General features: G+C 74.1%; 16 protein-coding genes. 9 read left to right on the forward strand and 7 right to left on the reverse strand.

Features of this window, described 5'->3' with window-relative positions; translation table 11 throughout:
- Nucleotides 1–5 precede the first annotated feature (5 nt).
- Nucleotides 6–3,332 (reverse strand): DUF4132 domain-containing protein, encoded by a 3,327-nt coding sequence (locus ACFQZ6_RS23290; RefSeq protein ID WP_381612103.1) that lies wholly within the window; start codon nt 3,330–3,332, stop codon nt 6–8.
- A gap of 294 nt (nt 3,333–3,626) precedes the next feature.
- Here ACFQZ6_RS23290 and ACFQZ6_RS23295 point away from each other — a divergent pair, with 294 nt between their 5' ends.
- Nucleotides 3,627–5,207: a S8 family peptidase gene (locus tag ACFQZ6_RS23295; RefSeq protein WP_381612105.1), complete on the forward strand. Its 1,581-nt coding sequence runs from the start codon at nt 3,627–3,629 to the stop codon at nt 5,205–5,207.
- Between the two features lie 38 nt (nt 5,208–5,245).
- On the opposite strand, the gene ACFQZ6_RS23300 is transcribed toward ACFQZ6_RS23295, so the two are convergent.
- Nucleotides 5,246–6,463, reverse strand: a complete 1,218-nt coding sequence (locus ACFQZ6_RS23300; protein WP_381612107.1) for a serpin family protein — start codon at nt 6,461–6,463, stop codon at nt 5,246–5,248.
- 128 nt (nt 6,464–6,591) lie between these two features.
- Here ACFQZ6_RS23300 and ACFQZ6_RS23305 point away from each other — a divergent pair, with 128 nt between their 5' ends.
- The 6 genes from ACFQZ6_RS23305 to ACFQZ6_RS23330 all read left to right on the forward strand — a co-directional run bounded on the left by ACFQZ6_RS23305 (nt 6,592) and on the right by ACFQZ6_RS23330 (nt 13,107).
- Entirely contained in the window at nt 6,592–7,758 is a 1,167-nt protein-coding gene (locus ACFQZ6_RS23305) for a DUF4190 domain-containing protein (RefSeq protein WP_381612109.1), read from the forward strand.
- Nucleotides 7,759–7,871: 113 nt separating this feature from the next.
- On the forward strand, nt 7,872–8,624 hold the full coding sequence (locus ACFQZ6_RS23310) for a GntR family transcriptional regulator (RefSeq protein WP_381612110.1): 753 nt from the start codon (nt 7,872–7,874) through the stop codon (nt 8,622–8,624).
- Nucleotides 8,625–8,984: 360 nt separating this feature from the next.
- A complete protein-coding gene (locus tag ACFQZ6_RS23315; RefSeq protein WP_381612112.1) occupies nt 8,985–9,176 on the forward strand; it encodes an SPOR domain-containing protein in 192 nt (63 codons plus the stop codon).
- Between the two features lie 41 nt (nt 9,177–9,217).
- Entirely contained in the window at nt 9,218–9,640 is a 423-nt protein-coding gene (locus ACFQZ6_RS23320; protein WP_381612114.1) for a (deoxy)nucleoside triphosphate pyrophosphohydrolase, read from the forward strand.
- Nucleotides 9,641–9,699: 59 nt separating this feature from the next.
- The gene (locus ACFQZ6_RS23325; protein WP_381612116.1) at nt 9,700–10,125 is read left to right on the forward strand and encodes an ATP-binding protein; all 426 of its coding nucleotides are present in this window, start codon (nt 9,700–9,702) and stop codon (nt 10,123–10,125) included.
- 192 nt (nt 10,126–10,317) lie between these two features.
- Nucleotides 10,318–13,107, forward strand: a complete 2,790-nt coding sequence (locus ACFQZ6_RS23330) for a SpoIIE family protein phosphatase (protein ID WP_381612118.1) — start codon at nt 10,318–10,320, stop codon at nt 13,105–13,107.
- A gap of 4 nt (nt 13,108–13,111) precedes the next feature.
- On the opposite strand, the gene ACFQZ6_RS23335 is transcribed toward ACFQZ6_RS23330, so the two are convergent.
- Nucleotides 13,112–14,593: a hypothetical protein gene (locus tag ACFQZ6_RS23335; protein ID WP_381612120.1), complete on the reverse strand. Its 1,482-nt coding sequence runs from the start codon at nt 14,591–14,593 to the stop codon at nt 13,112–13,114.
- Nucleotides 14,594–14,699: 106 nt separating this feature from the next.
- Here ACFQZ6_RS23335 and ACFQZ6_RS23340 point away from each other — a divergent pair, with 106 nt between their 5' ends.
- Nucleotides 14,700–15,023: a hypothetical protein gene (locus ACFQZ6_RS23340; protein WP_381612122.1), complete on the forward strand. Its 324-nt coding sequence runs from the start codon at nt 14,700–14,702 to the stop codon at nt 15,021–15,023.
- A 5-nt stretch (nt 15,024–15,028) separates the two neighbouring features.
- Here ACFQZ6_RS23340 and ACFQZ6_RS23345 read toward each other — a convergent pair whose 3' ends face one another.
- The 4 genes from ACFQZ6_RS23345 to ACFQZ6_RS23360 all read right to left on the reverse strand — a co-directional run bounded on the left by ACFQZ6_RS23345 (nt 15,029) and on the right by ACFQZ6_RS23360 (nt 18,884).
- Entirely contained in the window at nt 15,029–15,799 is a 771-nt protein-coding gene (locus tag ACFQZ6_RS23345; RefSeq protein WP_381612124.1) for a succinate dehydrogenase/fumarate reductase iron-sulfur subunit, read from the reverse strand.
- A complete protein-coding gene (locus tag ACFQZ6_RS23350; RefSeq protein ID WP_381612126.1) occupies nt 15,796–17,673 on the reverse strand; it encodes a fumarate reductase/succinate dehydrogenase flavoprotein subunit in 1,878 nt (625 codons plus the stop codon). Before ACFQZ6_RS23350 ends, ACFQZ6_RS23345 begins: the two co-directional genes overlap by 4 nt.
- Before the next feature lie 16 nt (nt 17,674–17,689).
- Nucleotides 17,690–18,526: a hypothetical protein gene (locus ACFQZ6_RS23355; protein WP_381612128.1), complete on the reverse strand. Its 837-nt coding sequence runs from the start codon at nt 18,524–18,526 to the stop codon at nt 17,690–17,692.
- 67 nt (nt 18,527–18,593) lie between these two features.
- A complete protein-coding gene (locus tag ACFQZ6_RS23360; RefSeq protein WP_381612130.1) occupies nt 18,594–18,884 on the reverse strand; it encodes a hypothetical protein in 291 nt (96 codons plus the stop codon).
- A 319-nt stretch (nt 18,885–19,203) separates the two neighbouring features.
- Here ACFQZ6_RS23360 and ACFQZ6_RS23365 point away from each other — a divergent pair, with 319 nt between their 5' ends.
- A complete protein-coding gene (locus ACFQZ6_RS23365) occupies nt 19,204–21,210 on the forward strand; it encodes an ABC transporter family substrate-binding protein (protein ID WP_381612132.1) in 2,007 nt (668 codons plus the stop codon).
- Nucleotides 21,211–21,346: the final 136 nt, after the last annotated feature.

Genomic DNA, 21,346 nt, shown 5'->3' on the forward strand with positions numbered 1-21,346 from the left:
CGCCGTCACGGGGTGGTCACCGCCGTGAGGTCGGTGAGGAGTTCGGAGGCGATGACCGGGTCCACGTCGCCCAGGCGCAGCCGGTGGGCGTGCCGGGGGTGGTAGTCGCCGGGGCCGTCGTCGAGCCAGACGGTGCGGAAGGTCTGGTCGCCCCGGTGCTCGACCATGCCGACGGCGATCCCGGGGTCCAGGGCGACGACGAGGCAGCGGTCGTCGTCGACGCGCCGGAAGAACCAGCGCTCCACGCCCGCGTCCTGGGGCGCCCCCCGCTCCCAGCCCCGCCTGGTGAGGCCGAGCAGCTCGCCGACCGGTACGCGTACGCCCTCGAAGCGGGTCAGCCGGTGGCCGTCGGCCTCCTCGGCGGTGAGGGCGTGCACGGGACGGGCGAGCTGCGGGAACGGCTGGAGTATGCCGTGGCCGCTGAACAGCCGGGCCCACGCGGTCACGTCGCCACCCAGCCGCAGCGGGTGGGCCAGCCGGACCCGCGCCTCGCCGGGCAGCGGCAGCGCGTCGTCGTGGACGTCGGTGAACGCGCCCTGTGCGGTGACCCGGAACGCGGTCACCGCGCCGTCCAGCTCGCGCAGCCACACCAGGCGCCGTACCAGGTGGGACAGCAGCGGGTGCGCCACGAACAGTTGCCGGAAGTCAGCGGCGGCCCAGGCCCGCTGGGCGACCATCGCGGCCTCAAGGCGCGTCAACTGGTCGGCGGCGACGGCGCGGGCGTCCTTCTTCAGCGCGGCGAACCGCTTGCGCTCGGCCGGGGCCAGCTCGGGGTCGTCCCCGGCGGCCGGGGCGGGCAGGGCCTTGCGGAGCTTGCCGTCGGCGTCGCGCAGGAGCGGGCGCAGTCGTTCGTCGAAGCCGACGGTGAAGCGGCGGGTGCCGTAGTCGATGACCGTGGTGCCGTCGGCGGCCAGGCCGAGGTCGGGGACGAGCCGGTCGCCCAGTTGCTCGCGGGTGAGCCCGAGGCCCTCCGCGACCTCGCTGATCTTCTCCCGGGCGCGCGCCGTGATGGCCTTGAACGGCGCCCGCTGGGAGATGCCGTGCAGGTGGGCCAGGGCCAGGTCGGTGCCGATCGTGGCGAGGACGTCCAGGCCCTCCACGGCACGGTGGTGCGCGCCCTCGCCCGGCCAGGCGCGCAGCACGGGCGTGAGACGGCGCACGGTGTCGTCGTCACCGAGCCAGCCCAGGGCGTGCAGGGCCCAGCTCTCCTTGGCGGGCATCCCGTTGAACCGCCACTGCTCGAACACGCCCCAGGCGAACGCGGCGAGGGAGTCGGCGGTGCAGTGCGCCGTCAGCACGTCGACGCCGGGGTACACCTCGCCGGGCCTGGACAGCGCCAGCATGGTCAGGGCGTGCCCCGCCGCCTCGGCGGGCACGGCGCCGCCGTCGGTGAGCATGAGCTGCGGCAGCAGCGCGGGGTCGGCCCAGTCACCGACGACGGGGACGCGGGCGGGGAGGGCGCTTGCCAGCGGGTCGGCGGCCAGCAGGTCCGCGACGATTCCCCCGGCCTCGGGCCCGCACCCGGCGGCGGCCTCCAGCACCGCCGCGTCCCCGTGCGCGGCGGTCAGCAGCCGCAGCGCCTGCCCGGCGCCGGTGCGCTCCCGCCCGACCGGCCCCACGGCGTGCGGCACCAGGTACGGGACGGCGGCCAGGCCGTGCCGGGTGAGCCAGGCGCGGGCCAGCTTGCGGACGGTCTTCAGCCGCGTCAGCCAGTCGCAGAGCCGCCCGGCCACGTCGACGTGCAGGTACGGCAGGAGCAGCGGGCCCAGGGTGGCGGGGCGCTGGGCGGTGCCGCGCAGCAGCACCGGCACGGCGTGCAGTCCGTGGCGGGCGGCGACCGGCCGGAGCCTGCGCTCGCCGTCCCACCAGTCGTCGGGCGCCCAGTCGGCGAGCAGCGGGCGGACCTCGTCCTCGGGGCCGTCGACGAACAGCCGGGAGTCACGGATGTCCGGCAGGGTGCCGCCGCGCTGGAGCAGCCGGATCTCGGGCGACCAGTCCCGGCGCCCGCCCCGGTACCCGCCGAAGGCGCTGGCCCATTCCTCCCGCTCACCCGCGGCCCAGGCGACCCGTGGCGCGGGTACGGTCACCTCGGCCGCCACGCGCGCCTTCGCGGGCTTGCTCCTGCCCGCCCACGGCGGGCTGACCAGCACGGCGGGCAGCGCCTCGACGGGGGCGTCCGGCGCCCGGTCCGCACCGCTGAGCAGCGTCTCCACGCGCGCGGCGACGTCCTTGGAGAGTTCGGCCAGCTCGGGCAGCACGGCGGCGGCGAGCGCCGGGTGCGCTCGGACGTGCCCCGCCAGCAGGTACCCGGCGTTGGCGGCGGCCCGCCCGGAACCGCAGGCCGCCGCGCCCACCAGCCGCAGCGCGCGCACCGGGTAGCGCCGCAGCGCCGCCAGCAGGTGCGGGCGCACGTGCTTGCGCTCGGCGTGGGCGAGGAGGATGCCGAAGGCGTCGTCGGTCGGCAGCTCCACCAGGGCCGAGGCGAACTCGCCCTCGTGGTCGTACTCCAGCAGGGGGGCCAGCAGCGGGGCGAAGGCCGGTCCCGTGCCCTGGGCGAGAGAGGCGACGAGCGGGGGCCGCCAGCCGTCCCAGGCGAGCCGCACCCGGTCGCCGAAGTGGGCGAGCTGGGCGGGGGAGTGCAGCGAGGCCAGCAGCATGGCCCGCAGTTGCTCGTCCTCGCTGGGCGGACCGGAGGTGCACTCGGTGGACCAGGCCCGCTCGTCGGGCACCAGGTAGGTGACGGCGACGCGGGTGCGCTCGTCGGTGCGCTGCCCGGCGAGCGCGTCGACGGTGCGCCGGTAGGTCTCCTCGTCGGCGGCGGCGAGCAGTTCCCGCGTCCGGTCGGCGAAGTGGGGCCGCGCGTACCACGCGTCGACGCGGTGGTAGTCGGCGCGTAGGAGCAGTTCGTCGCGGCCGTACCCGGTGTACTCGGTGCCGTCCGACGTGATGCGGAAGTACGCGACGGCGGCGAGCGCGGCGAAGGTGACGCCGTGGTCGGCGGCCCAGGTGTCCACGAAGACGCCCTTGGGGACCTCGAAGCTGACCGCCACCGCGGCCAGGACGGCGGCGCCCAGCGGATCGGGCGTGCCGCCCCGGTGGGCCCGGACCGCCGCGACGAGCCGCGGGTCGCTGCCGGGGGCGGCGAGCAGCCGCTCGACCCGGTCGGCGGTCTCCCGCAGCCGCCGGGCCACCAGTTCCCCGGCGTCGGGGTGCGGTGCCGTGGCCTCCCGGCGCCCCCCGGCCCGCCTCGGGTACGCCAGCGCGCGCCAGGCGTCCGGCAGTACGAAGGTGTCCTCGTCAGGGAACGGGAACCCGGTCACGTCGTCGCGCACACTCCACCCCCACGCCCGGCTCCCTCGCCGGACGGCCTCTTTCGATCAAGTCCCCGTCACCGTAACGGGACCCACTGACAACGCCGGCGGTGCTCCGGTCCGCGCGGGGCCCCTTGTGCAATTCCTGTGGATCCCTCAATCTTTCGCCTGACGCACAGGTTCGGCACGGCGCACCCCGCGGTGCCGTTCCGGGTTGACATGCACCTGATCACTGTCACCCCGTTCCGGTACGTCGGCGCCACCCCCCGCACCATCCCCCCACCAGCGCACCACCGATTGAGGAGGACCCCTCAGATGGCAGTGATGCGTACTCCCCTGTTCCACGCCCGCCGAAGACTGGCCGCGACCGGCATCGCGGCCACCGCGGCGCTCGCGGCGAGCCTCATGACCGCGCTGCCCGCCGACGCGGCACCGGCCGAGGGCCGCATCCAGTACGAGGGCGCGGCCAACGCCGTCGCCGACAGCTACATCGTGACCCTCAAGGCGGACGAGGCCCGTTCGGGCTCCGCCGAGGGCCGCGCGCTGGCCAAGAAGTACGGCGCCACCATCGAGCGCACCTACACCAAGGCCCTCAACGGCTACGCGGTGGAGGCGTCCGAGACCGAGGCGAAACGTCTCGCCGCCGACCCCGCCGTGGCGTCGGTCGTCCAGAACCGCACCTTCACCATCGCCGCGACCCAGCCCAGCCCGCCCTCCTGGGGCCTGGACCGGATCGACCAGCGCAACCTCCCGCTGAACAGCTCGTACACCTACCCGGACTCCGCCGGGCAGGGCGTGACCGCGTACATCATCGACACCGGTGTCCGCATCACCCACAGCGACTTCGGCGGCCGGGCCTCCTACGGCTACGACGCCGTCGACAACGACAACACCGCCCAGGACGGCAACGGCCACGGCACGCACGTCGCGGGCACCGTCGCCGGGACCTCCCACGGCGTCGCCAAGAAGGCGCGCGTCGTCGGCGTCCGGGTGCTGAACAACTCCGGCTCCGGTACGACGGCTCAGGTCGTGGCCGGGATCGACTGGGTGGCCCGCAACGCGGTCAAGCCCGCCGTGGCCAACATGTCCCTCGGCGGCGGCGCGGACACCGCGCTGGACACCGCCGTGCGCAACGCCGTCGCCGCCGGTGTCACCTTCGCCGTCGCGGCGGGCAACGAGTCCACCAACGCCTCCACCCGCTCACCCGCGCGCGTGACGGAGGCCATCACGGTCGGCGCCACCACGTCGACCGACGCCCGCGCGAGCTACTCCAACTACGGCACGGTCCTCGACCTGTTCGCGCCGGGCTCGTCGATCACCTCCACCTGGAACACCAGCGACACGGCGACCAACACCATCTCCGGTACGTCGATGGCGACCCCGCACGTCGCCGGTGCCGCGGCGCTGTACCTGGCCGACAACCCGACCGCCACGCCCGCCCAGGTGTCCTCGGCGCTGGTCGCCGCCGCCACCCCGAACGTGGTCTCCAACCCGGGCACCGGCTCCCCCAACCGCCTGCTGTACGTCGGCGGCGGCCCCACCACCCCGCCCGGACCGCGCTTCGAGAACACCGCTGACTACGCGATCGCCGACAACTCCACGGTCGAGTCCCCGATCACCGTCTCCGGCGTCTCCGGCAACGCGCCGGCCACGCTGGCCGTCGAGGTCAACATCGTGCACACGTACATCGGCGACCTCCAGGTCCAGCTCGTCGCGCCCGACGGCACGGCGTACACCCTCAAGGCGTACGGCACCGGCGGCAGCGCGGACAACATCAACACCACGTACGGCGTCAACGCCTCCTCGGAGGTCGCCAACGGCACCTGGCGGCTGCGGGTCAGCGACAACGCGAACTACGACACCGGACGCATCGACTCCTGGGCGCTGCAGTTCTGATCCGCTGAACAGCGGTCAGCGACTGGCCAGTCAGTGACCTACCAGTCAGGAGTCTCCTCGCCCTCGGGGTGGGTCCCCGGGTCCCCGACCCAGCCCGCCACGAGGGCGAGCCCCGTCCTGCGGTGCACGGCGAGGAAGCCGAAGGGGCGGTCGAAGCGGGCCTCGACGGTGGTGGTGCGGTAGCGCGGGGCGGGCGCCGCGCCCCCGGGGGCCGCCGCCACGGCGGTCACCGCCGCCGCCTCGAAGCCCCGCTCCCCGAAGGCCGCGGTCACGGACTGCGCGGCCGACCCGACGGCCAGCGGGAAGTCGCTGATGCCAGGGAAGTGGCCCCGGTCGGTGTCGCTCGCGGTGGTCAGTCCGAACAGGCGGTGCGCGGCGAGCAGGTCGTGGCGGGCCGTGAGGTCGAACGCCACCGTCTCGATGTCGAGCGTCGGTGGCGCGGGGCGCGTGTCCAGCTCCCGGACCACCCGCACCCCGGGCCCCGCCTCCCCGTACGGCAGCCGCCCGCCCGGCACCACCGGATACGCGCGGGTGAGCAGCCCGAGGCCCGCGCCCAGTACCTGGCCCGGCGTCATCCGCTCCTCCCCGAGGAGGAGATGGACGTCCACCGCGGTGTCCCCGAGCACCTTCACCTCGGTGACCTGGCCGTCCGGCGTGTCCGCCACCCCGATCCGGTCCAGCACGGCGCTCCGGCGGAAGAGGCCGGGCAGCGGCCGGTCCCGCCACGGGCCCGTCTCGGGGATGAACGGCCAGTCCCGGAAGGGGCGCAGCCAGCCGGTGCGCACGGCGAGCGCGCTCGCCAGCACCAGCTCGGTGTCCTCGGCCAGCGCCACCGGCAGCCGGTCGACGAGCCCGCCGGTCCGCGCCGCGGCCCAGGCGTCCAGGGCGCGCTGGTCGGCCGCCGCGTCCCCGGTGAGCACACCGTGCGCCCGCGTGGGCAGGCCGTCCGTCCACGCGGCGTGCGGCTCCACCGTCCGCTTGGTCCACAGTCCCAGGGCGGAGTCGACGCCGGGCACCTCCTCCAGCGTGCCGAGCACCTCGCGCGCGGCCGACGCCGCCCGGTCCGAGGGCAGGCCGAGCGCGTCCGCCAGCTCCGCGCGGGCGGGGCCGTGCGCGCCGTCCGCGAGGAACGCCAGCAGCGGCCAGACACCGGGGGCCGCGAAGGCCGTGTTCCCGTCCGCGGTCACCGTCCCGGCCCAGCGGGCGGTCAGCCCGTTCACCGCGCCGACGGTCGCCCGCGCCGCCACCTGTGCCACTGTTCCCGGCCCTCCCCAGCCCGGGGGCGGCCCAGCGTCCCCGGCGTCCGCCCGCTTACGATGCGCCCAGCCGCGCACGCCCCTCGCGCGCGCGTCCCGCCACCGTCACGACCGGGAGCACGGTACACGTGTCCATTCCTCCGCCCCCGGGGCCCTTCCCGCCCCCGGACCCGCAGGGCCAGCAGGGCCAGTACCCGGCTCCGCAGCCACCCCCGCCGTACGCGCACGCGTACCCGTACGGCTTCCCGTACCAGCCCCCGGCCCCGCAGCCGCCCCTTAACGGGGTCGCCATCGCCTCGCTGGTCTTCGGCGTGCTGTGCCTGCTGCCCGGCGTCGGGCTGGTGCTCGGGGTGGTCGCGCTGGCGCAGATCCGGCGCAGGGGCGAGCGCGGCAAGGCGCTGGCCGTCACCGGGACGGCGCTGTCGTCGGCCGGTGTGCTGCTGTGGGCGCTGATCCTCGGCACGGGCGCCGCGACCAGCTTCTGGGAGGGCGTCAAGGAGGGCGTGCGGGACGGCGGGAGCTTCTCGCTGGACGAGGGCGACTGCTTCGACACCCCCTCCGGCTCCCTCCAGGGGGTGACCTACGACGTTGACACCGTGCCCTGTTCCGGCGAGCACGACGGCGAGGTGTTCGCGACCATCACCCTGCCGGACGGCGGCTACCCCGGCGACGACCGCCTCACCGGGATCGCCGACGAGAGGTGCTACTCCCTCATGGGGGACTACGCCCTGGACAGCTGGGCCGTTCCGGACGACGTCGACGTCTACTACCTGTCGCCCACCTCGCAGAGCTGGCGGCTCGGTGACCGGGAGATCACCTGCGTCTTCGGCAACACCGACGAGGGCGGCACGCTGACCGGCTCGCTGCGCAACGACGGCAGCGACCTCGACGCCGACCAGCTCGCCTACCTGGAGGCGGCGCACGCCATCGACGTGGTGCTGGACACCGAGCCCGAGGAGTACCCCGAGGACGACCTGCCGGGGAACCGGGCGTGGGCGAAGGAGGTCGAGGAGGTGCTCGGCGAGCAGACCGGCGTCCTGCGCGACCACACCTGGCGGTCCGACACCGAAGAGCCCCTCACCGCGCTGCTGGCGGAACTGGAGTCCGCGCGCGGACACTGGCGCAAGGCGGGCACGGCCGCCGACGCGGAGACGTACTGGGAGCACTACGACGAGGGGTACGGCTTCTACGACGGTGAGGCGACCGTCACCGCGCGCGAGGCGCTTGGCCTGGACACGTCACCACCGGCGTACCTCTACGGGGAGGACTCCGGGGAGGCGACGGGGGACGCGTAAAACCCTTCCCACCCGCACGTCATCACATCGGGTGATTCCCTGGCCTTTGCTTGCACGCTCCAACCCACGGTTGCCACGCTGTGGCTGTCTGTACAACCTGATGGGAGCGGCCAGTGACATTCGGTGAGCAGCCGGCGTACCTGCGCGTCGCGGGTGATCTCCGCAAGAAGATCGTCGACGGTCTGCTGCCACCGCACACCCGGCTGCCCTCCCAGGCCCGCATCCGCGAGGAGTACGGCGTCTCGGACACCGTCGCCCTGGAGGCCCGCAAGGTGCTGATGGCCGAGGGCCTGGTGGAGGGCCGCTCCGGCTCCGGGACGTATGTGCGCGAGCGCCCCGTGCCCCGCCGGATCGCCCGCTCCGGCTACCGCCCCTCCGGCGGCGCCACCCCCTTCCGCCAGGAGCAGGCCGACGCCACCGTCCGCGGCACCTGGGAGTCCAGCAGCGAGCGGGCCGAGGCGAGCGGCGCCATCGCCGAGCGGCTCGGCATCGAGGCGGGCGAGAAGGTGATGTGCACGCGGTACGTGTTCCGGGAGGCGGGCGAGGCGATGATGCTCTCCACCTCCTGGGAGCCGCTCGCGCTGACCGGCCGCACCCCCGTGATGCTGCCCGAGGAGGGCCCGCTCGGCGGCATGGGAGTGGTCGAGCGGATGGCCGCCATCGACGTCGTCGTCGACAACGTCACCGAGGAGGTCGGCGCCCGCCCCGGCCTCGCCGAGGAACTGCACGCCCTCGGCGGCGTCCCCGGCCATGTCGTCCTGGTCGTCCAGCGCACCTTCTACGCCTCCGGCCGCGCCGTCGAGACGGCCGACGTGGTGATCCCCGCCGACCGCTACCGGGTGGCGTACCACCTGCCCGTGAGGTAGCGCACGGCAGGTCAGTGAAGTAGCCCACGCAGCGCGCGGGGCGCGCACGCCCGTACGGCAGTTGCCCCCGGCACCGGCCCCCGCCCGCGCCCTTCTCCCGGCGCTGCAATCCGGTCGTTCTCGCAGGTCGCCCCCGCGATGCCCAAGGGGCGGCGGTATGCCGCTGACCGGATGCGCCGGGTCCTTCGGGCGGCGCGTTCGGTGCTGTGCGCCCCCTGGGGCATGGCCGGTTGCGTACCTCTTGGTGAAAAGCCGTATTCGCAGCGTGAAGGTAAGGCGTACGCTCGGGCATATGCGGATTGCGGTTTCCTTAGAGGGTGGGGCACGGCACCGGCCGCGGACGGGAAGGGGAGGGGCGCGATGAACGAGGGCACGGTCACTCTCCCCTGGCTCGTCATACGGCAGGACGACAACGGCAATCGCTACCGCGTGGGCCGGTACGCCACCCGCGCCGAGGCGCAGAAGATCGCCGACAGCCTCGACAGCCGCGGTCACAAGCAGCTCTACTGGGTCGAGCGCATCGGCCAGGCGGCCCCGGCCGAACAGGACTGAGCGCCCGGGAGGCCACCCGGACCTGCCGTAGGCTCCGGCGCATGAGCGAACGGATCGTGGTGGTCGCGGCGGCCCTCCTCGACGGCGAGGGCGACGGCGCCCGACTGCTGGCCGCCCGCCGCAGCGCGCCCCCCGAGGTCGCCGGGCGCTGGGAACTGCCCGGCGGCAAGGTCGAACCCGGCGAGACGCTCCAGGCGGCGCTCGTCCGCGAACTCCGCGAGGAACTCGGCGTCGACGCCGAGACCGGCGCACCCGTCCCGGGGGAGTGGCCCCTGAGACCGCCGTACGTGCTGCGGGTCCTCACCGCCCGGCTGCGCCCCGGCAGCGCGGCGCCCCGCCCCCTTGAGGACCACGACGAACTGCGCTGGCTCACCCCCGCCGAGATCTGGGACGTCGACTGGCTCGACCAGGACGTCCCGGCCGTGCGCGAGGTGCTCGCCGTACGGGGTGTACCGGGTCCCTGATATCGGGTATGTCCTCCTTAACCACACGAAACCGGACGTGGGGTACGGGGGTGGGGCTGATGCGCTGGGAAGTGGTCGGTGTGATCGACACCGCAGGCGACCACGCCGAATGGACGTTCCCCGCGGACCCGGGCGCCGTGCGCGCCGCCCGTGGTGAGGTCCGCCGCCAGTTGCACGGCTGGGACCTCGACCGCGTCGGCGACCTCGCCGCCCTGCTGGTGAGCGAGCTGGTCACCAACGCGCTGCGGCACGCCACCGGCCCCATCGGCGTACGGCTGGTACGGCCGGACACCGCGGCGGGGGACGGGGTGCTGCTGGTCGAGGTCTCCGACCCGCTGCCCGACCCGCCCCGGGAGCGCGTGGCCCGGCCGGACGACGAGAGCGGACGTGGCCTGCAACTGGTGGCATCCACCACCCGTCGCTGGGGCACTCGCCCCGGGGAGACCGGTAAGACGGTGTGGTTCGAACTGACGGTGCCCGGGTGAGCCGCGGCGGGCACCGCGGCCGGATCTTGCTGGCACCGGTTGCCGACCGGCGTGATTCGAGGGCGTGTCCGCTGGTTAGAAGACTGGAAGTGTTGTCACCGCCCGGTCCGAAAACCACCAGGACCGTGTTGTGATCGTGAACACCGTGTCGTGGGGCGCCGTAGTGCTGGATACTGCGGGCAGCCGCACCCGGTGACCGGTGCCGGACGCGGTGAGCTGGAGGGGACGGTTCGCGTGAGCGAGATACCAGCGAAGGCCACGGAGTCCGAGGACCCGTCGGACGGCGCGAGGGACGACGGGTCAGCGGACCCTTCCGCGGTCCCGGCGGGCCCGAGTGGCGCGGAGCCGCGCGCCGGGACGGTCAACTCCGGTACCGTGGCGGCCCACCCGGCCGACCCCCTCGTCGACTCCCCCGACGCCGCGCGGACGTTGGCCACCAGCGCCCTCGCCGCTGAGGGCGCGTCAGCCGGGGAGGCGATCTGGCAGAGCAGCCCGCCGGGTTCGCTGTACGACTACGTCAAGGTGGCGTCGTTCTCCATCGGTCCGGACGGGCTCGTCGACCAGTGGAGCGTGCGCGCCGAGCAGTTGTTCGGGATCGCCGCCGAGCGCGCCGTCGGCCTGGACCCCATCGAGGCGTTCATCGACCCCGACCACCGCGCCGAGGGCCAGCGGAAGATGGCCGAGATCCTCGACGGACGGGAGTGGACCGGCGTCGTGCCCGTCCGGCTGCCCGACCCGGTGCACGGCGGGCCCGCGGTGGAGGCCCTCGCCGAGATCTACGTCATGCCGACCCGCGCCGAGGGCGGCGAGAAGGCCGCCGTCTGCATCGTCGTCGACGTCCGCGTGCTGCGGAGCATCGAGACCGACCTCGCCGCCTCGCAGGCGATTTTCGGCCAATCCCCGTTCGGGTTCCTGCTCATCGACACCGAGCTGCGGGTGCGCCGCGCCAACGAGCGGTTCGCGTCCACCTTCGGCGGGACCCCCGACGACCACCGCGGCAAGGGCGTCCACGACTACCTGCCGCGCGGCGAGGCCGAGCGGGTTTCGGCCACCCTGCGCCGGGTCCTGGAGACCGGTGAGTCCATCACCGACATGCACATCACGGGCTTCGTGCCCGGCTCCGACGACCGCCGCCACTGGTCGGTCAACCTCTACCGCGTGCACAGCGGCACCGGCCGCCCCATCGGCGTCGCCTGGCTCGGCACCGACATCACCGCCCGCCGCGCCGCCGCCCGCGAGGCCGCCGCCGCCCGCCGCAACCTCGCCCTGCTCAACGAGGCGGGCGCCCGCATCGGCAACTCCCTCGACCTGGAGACCACCGCCCGCGAACTCCTCGACGTCGTCGTCCCCGGCTTCTGCGACCTCGCCACCGTCGACCTCTACCAGGGCCTGCTGGTCGGTGACGGCACCCCGCCCGGACTCCCCGACGGCAGCGCCGACCTGCGCCGCGTCGCCTTCGCCAGCGCCGTCTCCGACGCCCCGTTCTACGGCAGCGGCCAGCAGGTCGCCGTCGGCGCCGTCCACCACTACCCCTTCAACTCGCCCTGCGCGGACGCCCTGCGTACCGCCCGGCCGCGCCGGGTGCCCGCCGAGGAGGGCGGCCTCGTCCAGTCCACCCTCGCCGTGCCGATGGTCGCCCACGACACCGTCGTAGGACTCGCGCAGTTCGCCCGGACCAAGGGCAGCGAACCGTTCGGGGACCGGGACCGGGACCTCGCGGTGGAGCTGGCGGCGCGGGCCGCGGTCTGCATCGACAACGCCCGCCTCTACCGGCGCGAGCACGAACGCGCCCTGATACTGCAACGGTCCCTGCTCCCGCCCGGCGACCCCGTCGCCTCCGGACTCGACATCGCCTGCCGCTACCTGCCCGGCCACGTCTCCTCCGGGCGGCCCAGCGAGGTCGGCGGCGACTGGTTCGACGTCATCGAACTGCCCGGCCACCGCACCGCGCTGGTCGTCGGCGACGTGATGGGGCGCGGACTGCGCGCCGCCGTCGCCATGGGCGAACTGCGCACCGCCGTGCGCACCCTGGCCCAGCTCGACCTGGAACCCGCCGAGGTGCTCTCCCAGTTGGACGAGATCGCCCGCGGCCTCGGCACCCCCGGCGGCATCCAGCAGGCCACCCGCGCCGCCCGCCGCCCCCGCGAGGCCGACCTGTCCGAGGTCTACCTCGCGACCTGCGTGTACGCGGTCTACGACTCCGTCACCCGGCGCTGCACCTTCGCCAACGCGGGCCACCTGCCGCCCGTCCTGGTCGAGCCCGACGAGGCCGCCCTCATGCTCGACGTACCGCCGGGCCTGCCGCTCGGCGTCGGCGGGGAGCCCTTCGAGGAGGTCGAGGTCGAACTGCCCGAGGGCGCCCTGCTCGCCCTCTACACCGACGGCCTCGTCGAGAGCCGCGACCACCCCCTCGACGAGGGCCTCCAGGCGTTCGTCGGCGCGCTCACCGACCCCGCGCGCCCCCTGGAGGACGTCTGCGACCACGTCCTCAACACCCTCGACACCCACCACGGCGAGGACGACATCGCCCTGCTGATGGCCCGCGTCCAGGGCCTGCCCGCCGAGTCCGTCGGCGACTGGACCCTGCCGCGCGAACCGCGCAGCGTCGGCCGGGCCCGCGAGTACGCCCGCGGCCAGCTCCTGAGCTGGGACCTCGAACCCCTCGTCGACACCACGGAACTGCTGGTCAGCGAGCTGGTGACGAACGCCCTGCGGTACGGCGAGGGCGAGATCAGACTCCGGCTGCTGCTGGACCGCACGCTGGTCTGCGAGGTCTGGGACGCCGGGCTGGTCCAGCCGCGCCGCCGCCGCGCCCGCGACACCGACGAGGGCGGCCGTGGCCTGCAGCTCGTCGGGCTGCTCTCCGTGGCCTGGGGCTCCCGGCGCACCCCGCGCGGCAAGACGGTCTGGTTCGAACTCCCGCTCCCTGACGGCGAGACCACCCTCGCGGACCCGGCCGAGGCCCTGCTGAGCCTCTTCTGAGCCGCTAGCCACGGGTGCCGTGCAGGCGGACGTCCTGCTCCGCGAGGTGACGGGCCTGCCGGGCCAGGTCGTCGGCCGCGAGGAGGTCCGTCTCCGGGCCGGGCGCCAGCAGCCGCCGGGCCTCCGCCAGCCGGGTGCGGGCCTCGGCGGCGACCACGCCCCGGTGGGTGGCCACGAAGTCGTCCGCGGCGGCCGTGGCGTGCCGCGCCAGCAGCAGGGCCGCGGCCCCCAGCACCCCGGCCCGCCCGTCCGCCACCGGCAGCACCGCCCGCACGGTCCGGCGCAGCAGCTCGACCGGGTCGTACGCCCGCCCCGCCGTCAGCTCCTCCCGTACGCCACCCAGCACCACGTCGGCCTGCCGGACCCGCGCCCGCAGCTCCGCCACGGGCACGTCCGCCACGGGCACCGCCCTGCTCCCCGCCCCCGCCTCACCCCCAACCCCGCCCGCGCCGCCCCCGGCCGCCCGCTCCCGCGCCCCCGCCAGCTCCGCCTCCGCCCCCGTCAGCGTGGCCGGGAGCAGCGCCGCCGCCGCGGTCAGCTCACCGGCGAGGCGGTCGACCCCGGCGACGAGGACGGCGGCCCCGGCGATCGCGTCCTCGGCGGCGCGCAGGTGCCCGGCGGCGCGGTCGCTCTGGCCCAGGTCGGTGGACTGCCGGGCCTCGTTCAGTCGCGTCGTGGCGGACACCAGCCGGTCCTTGGCCAGTTCCGGAAACCCGGTCACCGACGCCGAGGCGCCCGGCGCGAACCGCTCCCGCAGCGCGTCGAGCGTCGCCGCCAGCCCCGTCGTCCGCCCCGCCAGCTCCCGGAACCGCCCCTCCGCGACCTCGAGCGCCGCACCCGGCGCCCGGTCGAGGCCGCGCAGCCGCGCAAGCCCGGCCTCCTCCGCGTCCAGCCGCCGCCGCGCCTCCGCGCACCGGCCGACGATCCCGGCGAGCGCCTGCCGCCGCGCCATCTCGTCGCCGGGGACGCCACCGTCGTAGCGCTGCCGGATCGCGAACGCCGCCCGCAGCTCCGTCCCGGCGGCCCGCACCGCCCGCTCGTACGGCTCCAGGTCGGCAGGGTCGAGCCGGGCGGCGGCGAAGCCGAGTTCCGCGCGGCGGGCGCGCAGCGCGTCGTCCGCCTCGACGAGCGCCGCGCACGCCCGCGCGTCCAGGTCGGTGAGCGGCGCCCCGCCCGCCACCGCCCCCGTCCCGGCGGGCGTCGTCCGGGTCACCGCGCGCCGGTTGCGGCGCAGGTACCCGTAGGCGGCGAGCGCGAGCACCGCCACCGCGGCCACCAGCGGCAGCACCAGGTCCGCGGTGTACGTCCCGCCCTCCTCCCGCGCCACCGCGCCCGCGACCGGGCCGTCCGCCCGCGGCGTCACCCGCGGCAGCACCAGGCACAGCCACAGCACCGCTATCCCGCCCCCGAGCACCCCCTGGGCGATGCGCGCGGCTATCTGGCCCTTCCCCCGCCGCGTCCGGCCCCGGATCAAGGATGGCGTCACGTTTGGGAGCGTATGGCCAGGAATGGCCGCCCGCGACTGGGAGCAGTACGGCCGTTACCGTCCGCACCCTCGACGCCGCGTCCGCCCGGCTGGGAAGGTGTGCGCTATGTACGGGATTCTGCTGGGCGCGGCCATGACGGTCGCGGTGGTCACCGTGGCCATGGGCGTGGCCGGGGCCGTGACGGGGTGGGTGCCGCCGTACGGACGGGGGCGCGTCCTGCGGCCGAGGCTGTACGGGTACGGCACGCTGGCGGCCGGCGCCGGGCTCGGCGGGTCGGTGTCACTGGGGTCGTACGGGCCGTACGACGGGCCGGAGACCACGTACACGGTCGTCGCCCTGGCGAGCATGGCGTGCTTCGCGACGGGCCTGTTCATCCAGGTCCTGGCCCAGCGCCCGGGACGGGCACGGCACTCCACGCCCGCCCCCTGAGCGCCTCAGCCCGTGCGGCGGCGGATCTTCGAGCCCAGCCACACCAGGGGGTCGTACCTGCGGTCCACGGCGCGTTCCTTCAGCGGGATCAGGGCGTTGTCCGTGATGTGGATGCCCTCGGGGCAGACCTCCGTGCAGCACTTGGTGATGTTGCAGTAGCCGAGGCCGTGCTCGTCCTGCGCGGTGGTCTTGCGGTCCAGGCCCGACTCGGCGGCGGCGTCCAGCGGGTGCATGTCGAGTTCGGCGACCCGCATCAGGAAGCGGGGGCCCGCGAAGGCCGTCTTGTTCTCCTCGTGGTCGCGGACCACGTGGCAGGTGTCCTGGCACAGGAAGCACTCGATGCACTTGCGGAACTCCTGCGAGCGGTCCACGTCCTCCTGCATCATCCGGTACTCGCCCGGACCGAGGTCCGCGGGCGGCACGAAGGACGGCACCTCGCGAGCCTTGGCGTAGTTGAAGCCGACGTCCGTCACCAGGTCCCGGATCACGGGGAACGCGCGCAGCGGGGTCACGGTGATCGTCTCGTCGCGGGTGAACACCGACATCCGGGTCATGCACATCAGCCGGGGCCGCCCGTTGATCTCCGCCGAGCAGGAACCGCACTTGCCCGCCTTGCAGTTCCAGCGCACGGCCAGGTCGGGGGCCTCGGTGGCCTGGAGGCGGTGGATGATGTCGAGGACGACCTCGCCGTCGTTCACCTCCACCTCGAAGTCCGCCAGGCCGCCGCCCTCGGCGTCCCCCCGCCACACCTTGAAGTGGGCGTCGTAGCTGCTCATTCGTACAGCTCCTCTTCGGCGAGGTACTTGACCAGCTCCTCCTTGTCGAAGAGGGCGAGCAGGTCCGGGCGGATGGGTTCGGTGGTCTCCCGGGTGAGGGCGACGGCGTCGCCGTCGGTGAGCGCGCACAGCAGGTTCAGGGGCCGCCAGGCGCGGTCCATGCCGGGGAAGTCCTCGCGGGTGTGGCCGCCGCGCGACTCGGTGCGCTCCAGCGCCGCCCGCGCCACGCACTCGCTGACCAGCAGCATGTTCCGCAGGTCCAGGGCGAGGTGCCAGCCGGGGTTGAACTGCCGGTGCCCCTCCACCCCGGCCCGCGCGGCCCGCTCCCGCAGCTCGGCGAGCGCCCGCAGGGCCTGCTCCATCTCCGCCTCCCGGCGGATGATGCCGACCAGGTCGTTCATGGTGCGCTGGAGTTCCTGGTGCAGGGTGTACGGGTTCTCGCCGGACACCGAGAAGGGCCGCAGCGCCTCCTCGGCCGCCGCGTCCACCTGGGCGTCGTCCACGACCGGCCGGGCACCGCTCAGCCCCCGCGCGTACTCGGCGGCGTGCCAGCCCGCCCGCCGCCCGAACACCAGCAGGTCGGACAGGGAGTTGCCGCCGAGCCGGTTGGAGCCGTGCATCCCGCCCGCCACCTCACCGGCCGCGAACAGCCCCGGCACCCCGCGCGCGGCGGCCGTGTCGGAGTCGACGGCGATGCCGCCCATCACGTAGTGGCAGGTGGGCCCGACCTCCATCGCCTCCGCGGTGATGTCGACGTCCGCCAGCTCCTTGAACTGGTGGTACATCGACGGCAGCCGCCGTTTGATCACCTCGGCGGGCATCCGGGTCGACACGTCAAGGAAGACCCCGCCGTGCGGGGAGCCGCGGCCCTCCTTCACCTCGGAGTTGATGGCGCGGGCCACCTCGTCGCGGGGCAGCAGCTCGGGCGGGCGGCGGTTGTGGTCCGGGTCGTCGTACCAGCGGTCGGCCTCGTCCTCGGTCTCGGCGTACTTCTCCTTGAAGACGTCCGGGACGTAGTCGAACATGAACCGCTTGCCGTCGCTGTTGCGCAGCACCCCGCCGTCGCCGCGCACCGACTCGGTGACGAGGATGCCCTTCACCGACGGCGGCCAGACCATGCCGGTCGGGTGGAACTGCACGAACTCCATGTTCAGCAGCGGCGCCCCCGCGAGCAGGGCCAGCGCGTGGCCGTCGCCGGTGTACTCCCAGGAGTTCGAGGTGACCTTGAAGGACTTGCCGATGCCGCCGGTGGCGATCACCACCGAGGGCGCCTCGATCACGAAGAAGCGGCCCGACTCACGCTCGTAGGCGAACACCCCGCAGACCCGGTCGCCGTCCTTCAGGACGCGGGTGACCGTGCACTCCTGGAAGACCTTGAGCCCCGACTCGTAGTCGCCGGTCTCCTTGTGGTCCTGCTGCTGGAGGGCGACGGTCTTCTGCTGGAGGGTGCGGATCAGCTCCAGGCCGGTGCGGTCGCCGACGTGCGCGAGGCGCGGGTACTCGTGGCCGCCGAAGTTGCGCTGCGAGATCCGGCCGTCCTTCGTGCGGTCGAACAGGGCGCCCCAGGTCTCCAGCTCCCACACCCGGTCCGGTGCCTCGCGGGCGTGCAGCTCGGCCATCCGCCACTGGTTGAGGAACTTGCCGCCGCGCAGGGTGTCCCGGAAGTGGACCTGCCAGTTGTCGTGCTCGTTGGCGTTGGCCATGGCCGCGGCGATGCCGCCCTCCGCCATCACCGTGTGCGCCTTGCCGAACAGCGACTTGCAGATCACGGCGGTGCGGGCACCCCGCTCGCGCGCCTCGATGGCGGCGCGCAGTCCGGCGCCGCCCGCCCCGATCACGACGACGTCCCACTGCTGTCGCTCCACCACGGTCATCTGAAGGCCCCACTCACTAGAAGAAGCGCGGATCGTCGAAGGCGCCGGACGCGACCAGGTACACGTAGAAGTCGGCGAGCGCCACGCTCACCAGCGACGCCCAGGCCAGTGCCATGTGGTGGGCGTTGAGCCTCCCCACCCAGCGCCACATGCGGTAGCGCACGGGGTGCTTGGAGAAGTGCTTGAGCTGGCCGCCGACGATGTGGCGGCAGGAGTGGCAGGAGAAGGTGTACGCCCAGATCAGCACGATGTTGACGAGGAAGACCAGGGTGCCGAGGCCCATGTGCCCCCACGCGTAGTCCTCGTCGCGGAAGGCGAGCACCGTGTCGTAGGTGAGGACGCCCGCGACCAGGAGCGCCGCGTAGAAGAAGTAGCGGTGGGTGTTCTGCAGGATGAGCGGGAAGCGGGTCTCGCCGCTGTACGTCTTGTGCGGTTCGGCCACCGCGCAGGCGGGCGGCGAGGCCCAGAAGCCCCGGTAGTACGCCTTGCGGTAGTAGTAGCAGGTCAGTCGGAAGCCGAGCGGGAAGATCAGGATCAGGATGGCGGGGGAGAGTCCCCACCAGCCGCCGAACAGCTCCCAGTTGGGCCCCGCCCGCATCGGCTCGCAGTTCTCCGCCAGACAGGGGGAGTAGAAGGGCGAGACGTACGGCGCCACGTAGTAGTCGGCGTTCGCGAAGGCCCGCCAGGTGGAGTACACGATGAAGGCGAGCAGCCCGGCGGTGGTGACGGCCGGTGCCAGCCACCAGCGGTCGGTGCGCAGGTGGGGGGCGGTGATGGCGGCGCGGGTGGCGGACCGGACGCCGCCGCCGGGGGGATGGGGTTCGGTTGTCGGGGGTTCCGTACCAGTGGCCAAGTCGGGACTCCGGTCGGGTCGGGGGTGCCGGGGCGCCAGGGCTGCGCGGGTCTACGGCGTCAGGGCGTCACGGCGCGTGGCGGTTGCGGGCGCCGAGGCCCTCGTCGTCCGAGTCGGTCCACAGGGCGCTGTCGTAGGGCGTGTCGGAGATGGTGACCAGCTCCTGGCGCCGGGCGCTGCCCGGGGCGGCCGCCGCCTCCCGCAGCAGCGCCACGCTCTCGCGCAGGTGCGCGCAGTCGGCGCGGACCCGGCGGATGTCCACCCCGCCGTTGCCCAGTTGCTGTTCCAGTCGGCTCACCGACCTCATCAGGTCGTCGAGACAGCGCTGGACCGAGTTGAGTTCCTCGTGCACGGACATGACGTGACCTCACTTCCGTCGGCCTGGCGGCCGTGGGCGGCAACGTTCAGGTGACGTTCATGCGCCTGCGAGTGTTGCGCGTCACACCACCCGCTGGGAAGGGACGTGCACCGATTGGCCGAGGCGCGTGGGTGCACCAGGGGTGTGGTTGCGCCGCGCGGGTGAGGTTCGCCGGGAGTGCCGTCGTGTCGCCGTCCGCTGCTGAACCCTTTCCTCTTCAGTAGGCCGCCATAGATGTGATCAGCTCCATATACCGCCGTATACCGTCTTAAACCGCCAAAGTGATCGTAACGCCCGCGGCCTCCGGAGGTAAGCAGAGATGTCCCAGCACGGCGTCGGACTGCGCGCGGTCATGCGCTCGGCCGCCTTCCTCACCGCGGGCGCGCTCGCGGTCCCCGCGCTCGCCGGGTGCGGCTCCCCGGACCCCGCGGGAAAGCCGCTGGCCGGACCGGACACCGCGCCCGCCGCCCGGGACCGGATCGCCGACGGCGGCACGCTGCGGTGGGCCGTGGACGCCGTGCCGGAGACGCTGAACGCCTTCCAGGCCGACGCCGACGCGGGCACCACGCGGGTGGCGCAGGCGGTGCTGCCGTCGCTGTACCGGATGGGGGAGCGGGGGCGCCCGGAGATCAACCCCGACTATCTGGAATCGGCCAAGATCGTCGACACCGAGCCCCAGCAGGTCGTCCTCTACAAGCTCAACCAGCAGGCCGTCTGGAGCGACGGCCGCGAGATCGGCGCCGCGGACTTCGCCGCCCAGTGGCGGGCCCTGTCCGGCCGGGACAGCGCGTACTGGACCGCCCGCAACGCCGGGTACGAGCGCATCGAGCGGATCGAGCGCGGGGCCAGCGACCTGGAGGTCAAGGTCACCTTCAAGCGGTCCTACGCCGACTGGAAGTCGCTGTTCTCCCCGCTGTACCCCAAGGAGGTCATGGGGTCGCCGGACGCCTTCAACGAGGGCGCGCGGCGCGCGTTGAAGCTGACGGCGGGGCCGTTCGTCCTGAAGAAGGTCGACCGCGCGGACGACGAGGTCCGCCTCGCGCGCAACCCCCGCTGGTGGGGGCGGCCCGCGAAGCTCTCCGGGATCGTGCTGCGCGAGGTCCCGCGCGAGAAGCGGGCCGCCGCGCTGACGGCGGGCCGGGTCGACGTCGCGGAGATCGACGCGGCGACGGCCGGGCGGCTCGCCCCGCACGAGGGCACCGTGGAGGTCCGCAAGTCCCTGGAGCCCGCGTTCACCCAGCTCGCCCTGAACGGCGCCGGGGGCCCGCTGGCCGACGAGCGGGTGCGCAGGGCCGTCGCGCGGGCGCTGGACCGGCGGGAGCTGGCCCGCGTCGTCCTGGAGCCGCTGGGGCTGCCCGCGAAGCCGGTCGGCAGCCATGTCGCGCTCTCCGGCCAGGCCGCCTACGCCGACGGCAGCGGGGCGCTCGGCGGCCAGGACACCAAGGAGGCGCGGGCCCTGCTGGCGGACGCGGGGTGGGAGCCGGGGACGGTGACGGAGAAGGAGAAGAAGGAGAAGAAGGACAAGGACAAGGGCGAGAAGGCCGCGGGACCCAAGAAGGACGACGACGGCAGCGAAGAGGCCGACGACGGCACCTACATCGTCGGCGAGGACGACAAGGCCCGCGGCGACGACGAGGAACTCGCGCAGGACGGCAAGCAGCACCTGAAGCAGGGCGGCGCCCCCGGCGCCTACGCCCCGAAGGGCACCGCGGCCCCCGCCAGGTCGGCCCCGGGCCCGCTGGCCAAGGACGGCAAGGCGCTGTCGCTGCGGTTCGTGCTGCCGTCCGGGCCGGGCTCGAAGACGCTGGCGACGGTGGCCGAGCGGATCCGGCGGATGCTGGACCGGGTCGGCATCCGCACCGAGGTGTCCAAGGTCGAGGAGGAGGGCTACTTCAAGGACCACATCGCGTCCGGCGAGTACGACCTCGCCCTGTACTCCTGGCCCACGTCGGCCTTCCCCGCGACCGACGCCCGCCCGATCTACGCCAAGCCGGTCCCCGCGGCGGACGGCTCCCTGAACGTCGAGCAGAACTACACCCGCGTCGGCACCGACCAGGTCGACCAGCTCTTCGAGCAGGCGGTCGGCACCCTCGACGAGGGCGAGTCCCGCGCCCTGCTGCGCAAGGCCGACGCCCGCATCTGGGCGGCGGCGGGCTCGCTGCCCCTCTACCAGCGCCCCCAACTCGTCGCCGCCAGGTCCGGCCTCGCCAACGTCGGCGCCTTCGGCTTCGGGACGCCGGTGTACGAGGACATGGGGTTCCTGAAGAAGGAACCGGGGAGCCCGTCCGGGAAGGCGTCGACCAGCGCCTCCGCCTCCCGCTCGTAGTCCCGGGAGCCCCCGCCCGCCCCTCCGCGCGGCCCCTTGCCCGAGCGCCCCGTACCATGGGATAAGGCCGAGGCGTGTCAAGCCCGGCAGGGCGCGCGTAACGCAGACCTACGCGCAGCCGTCCTCACATCCCGGG

This window comes from Streptomyces flavalbus, assembly GCF_042674625.1.
Taxonomy (GTDB): domain Bacteria; phylum Actinomycetota; class Actinomycetes; order Streptomycetales; family Streptomycetaceae; genus Streptomyces; species Streptomyces flavalbus.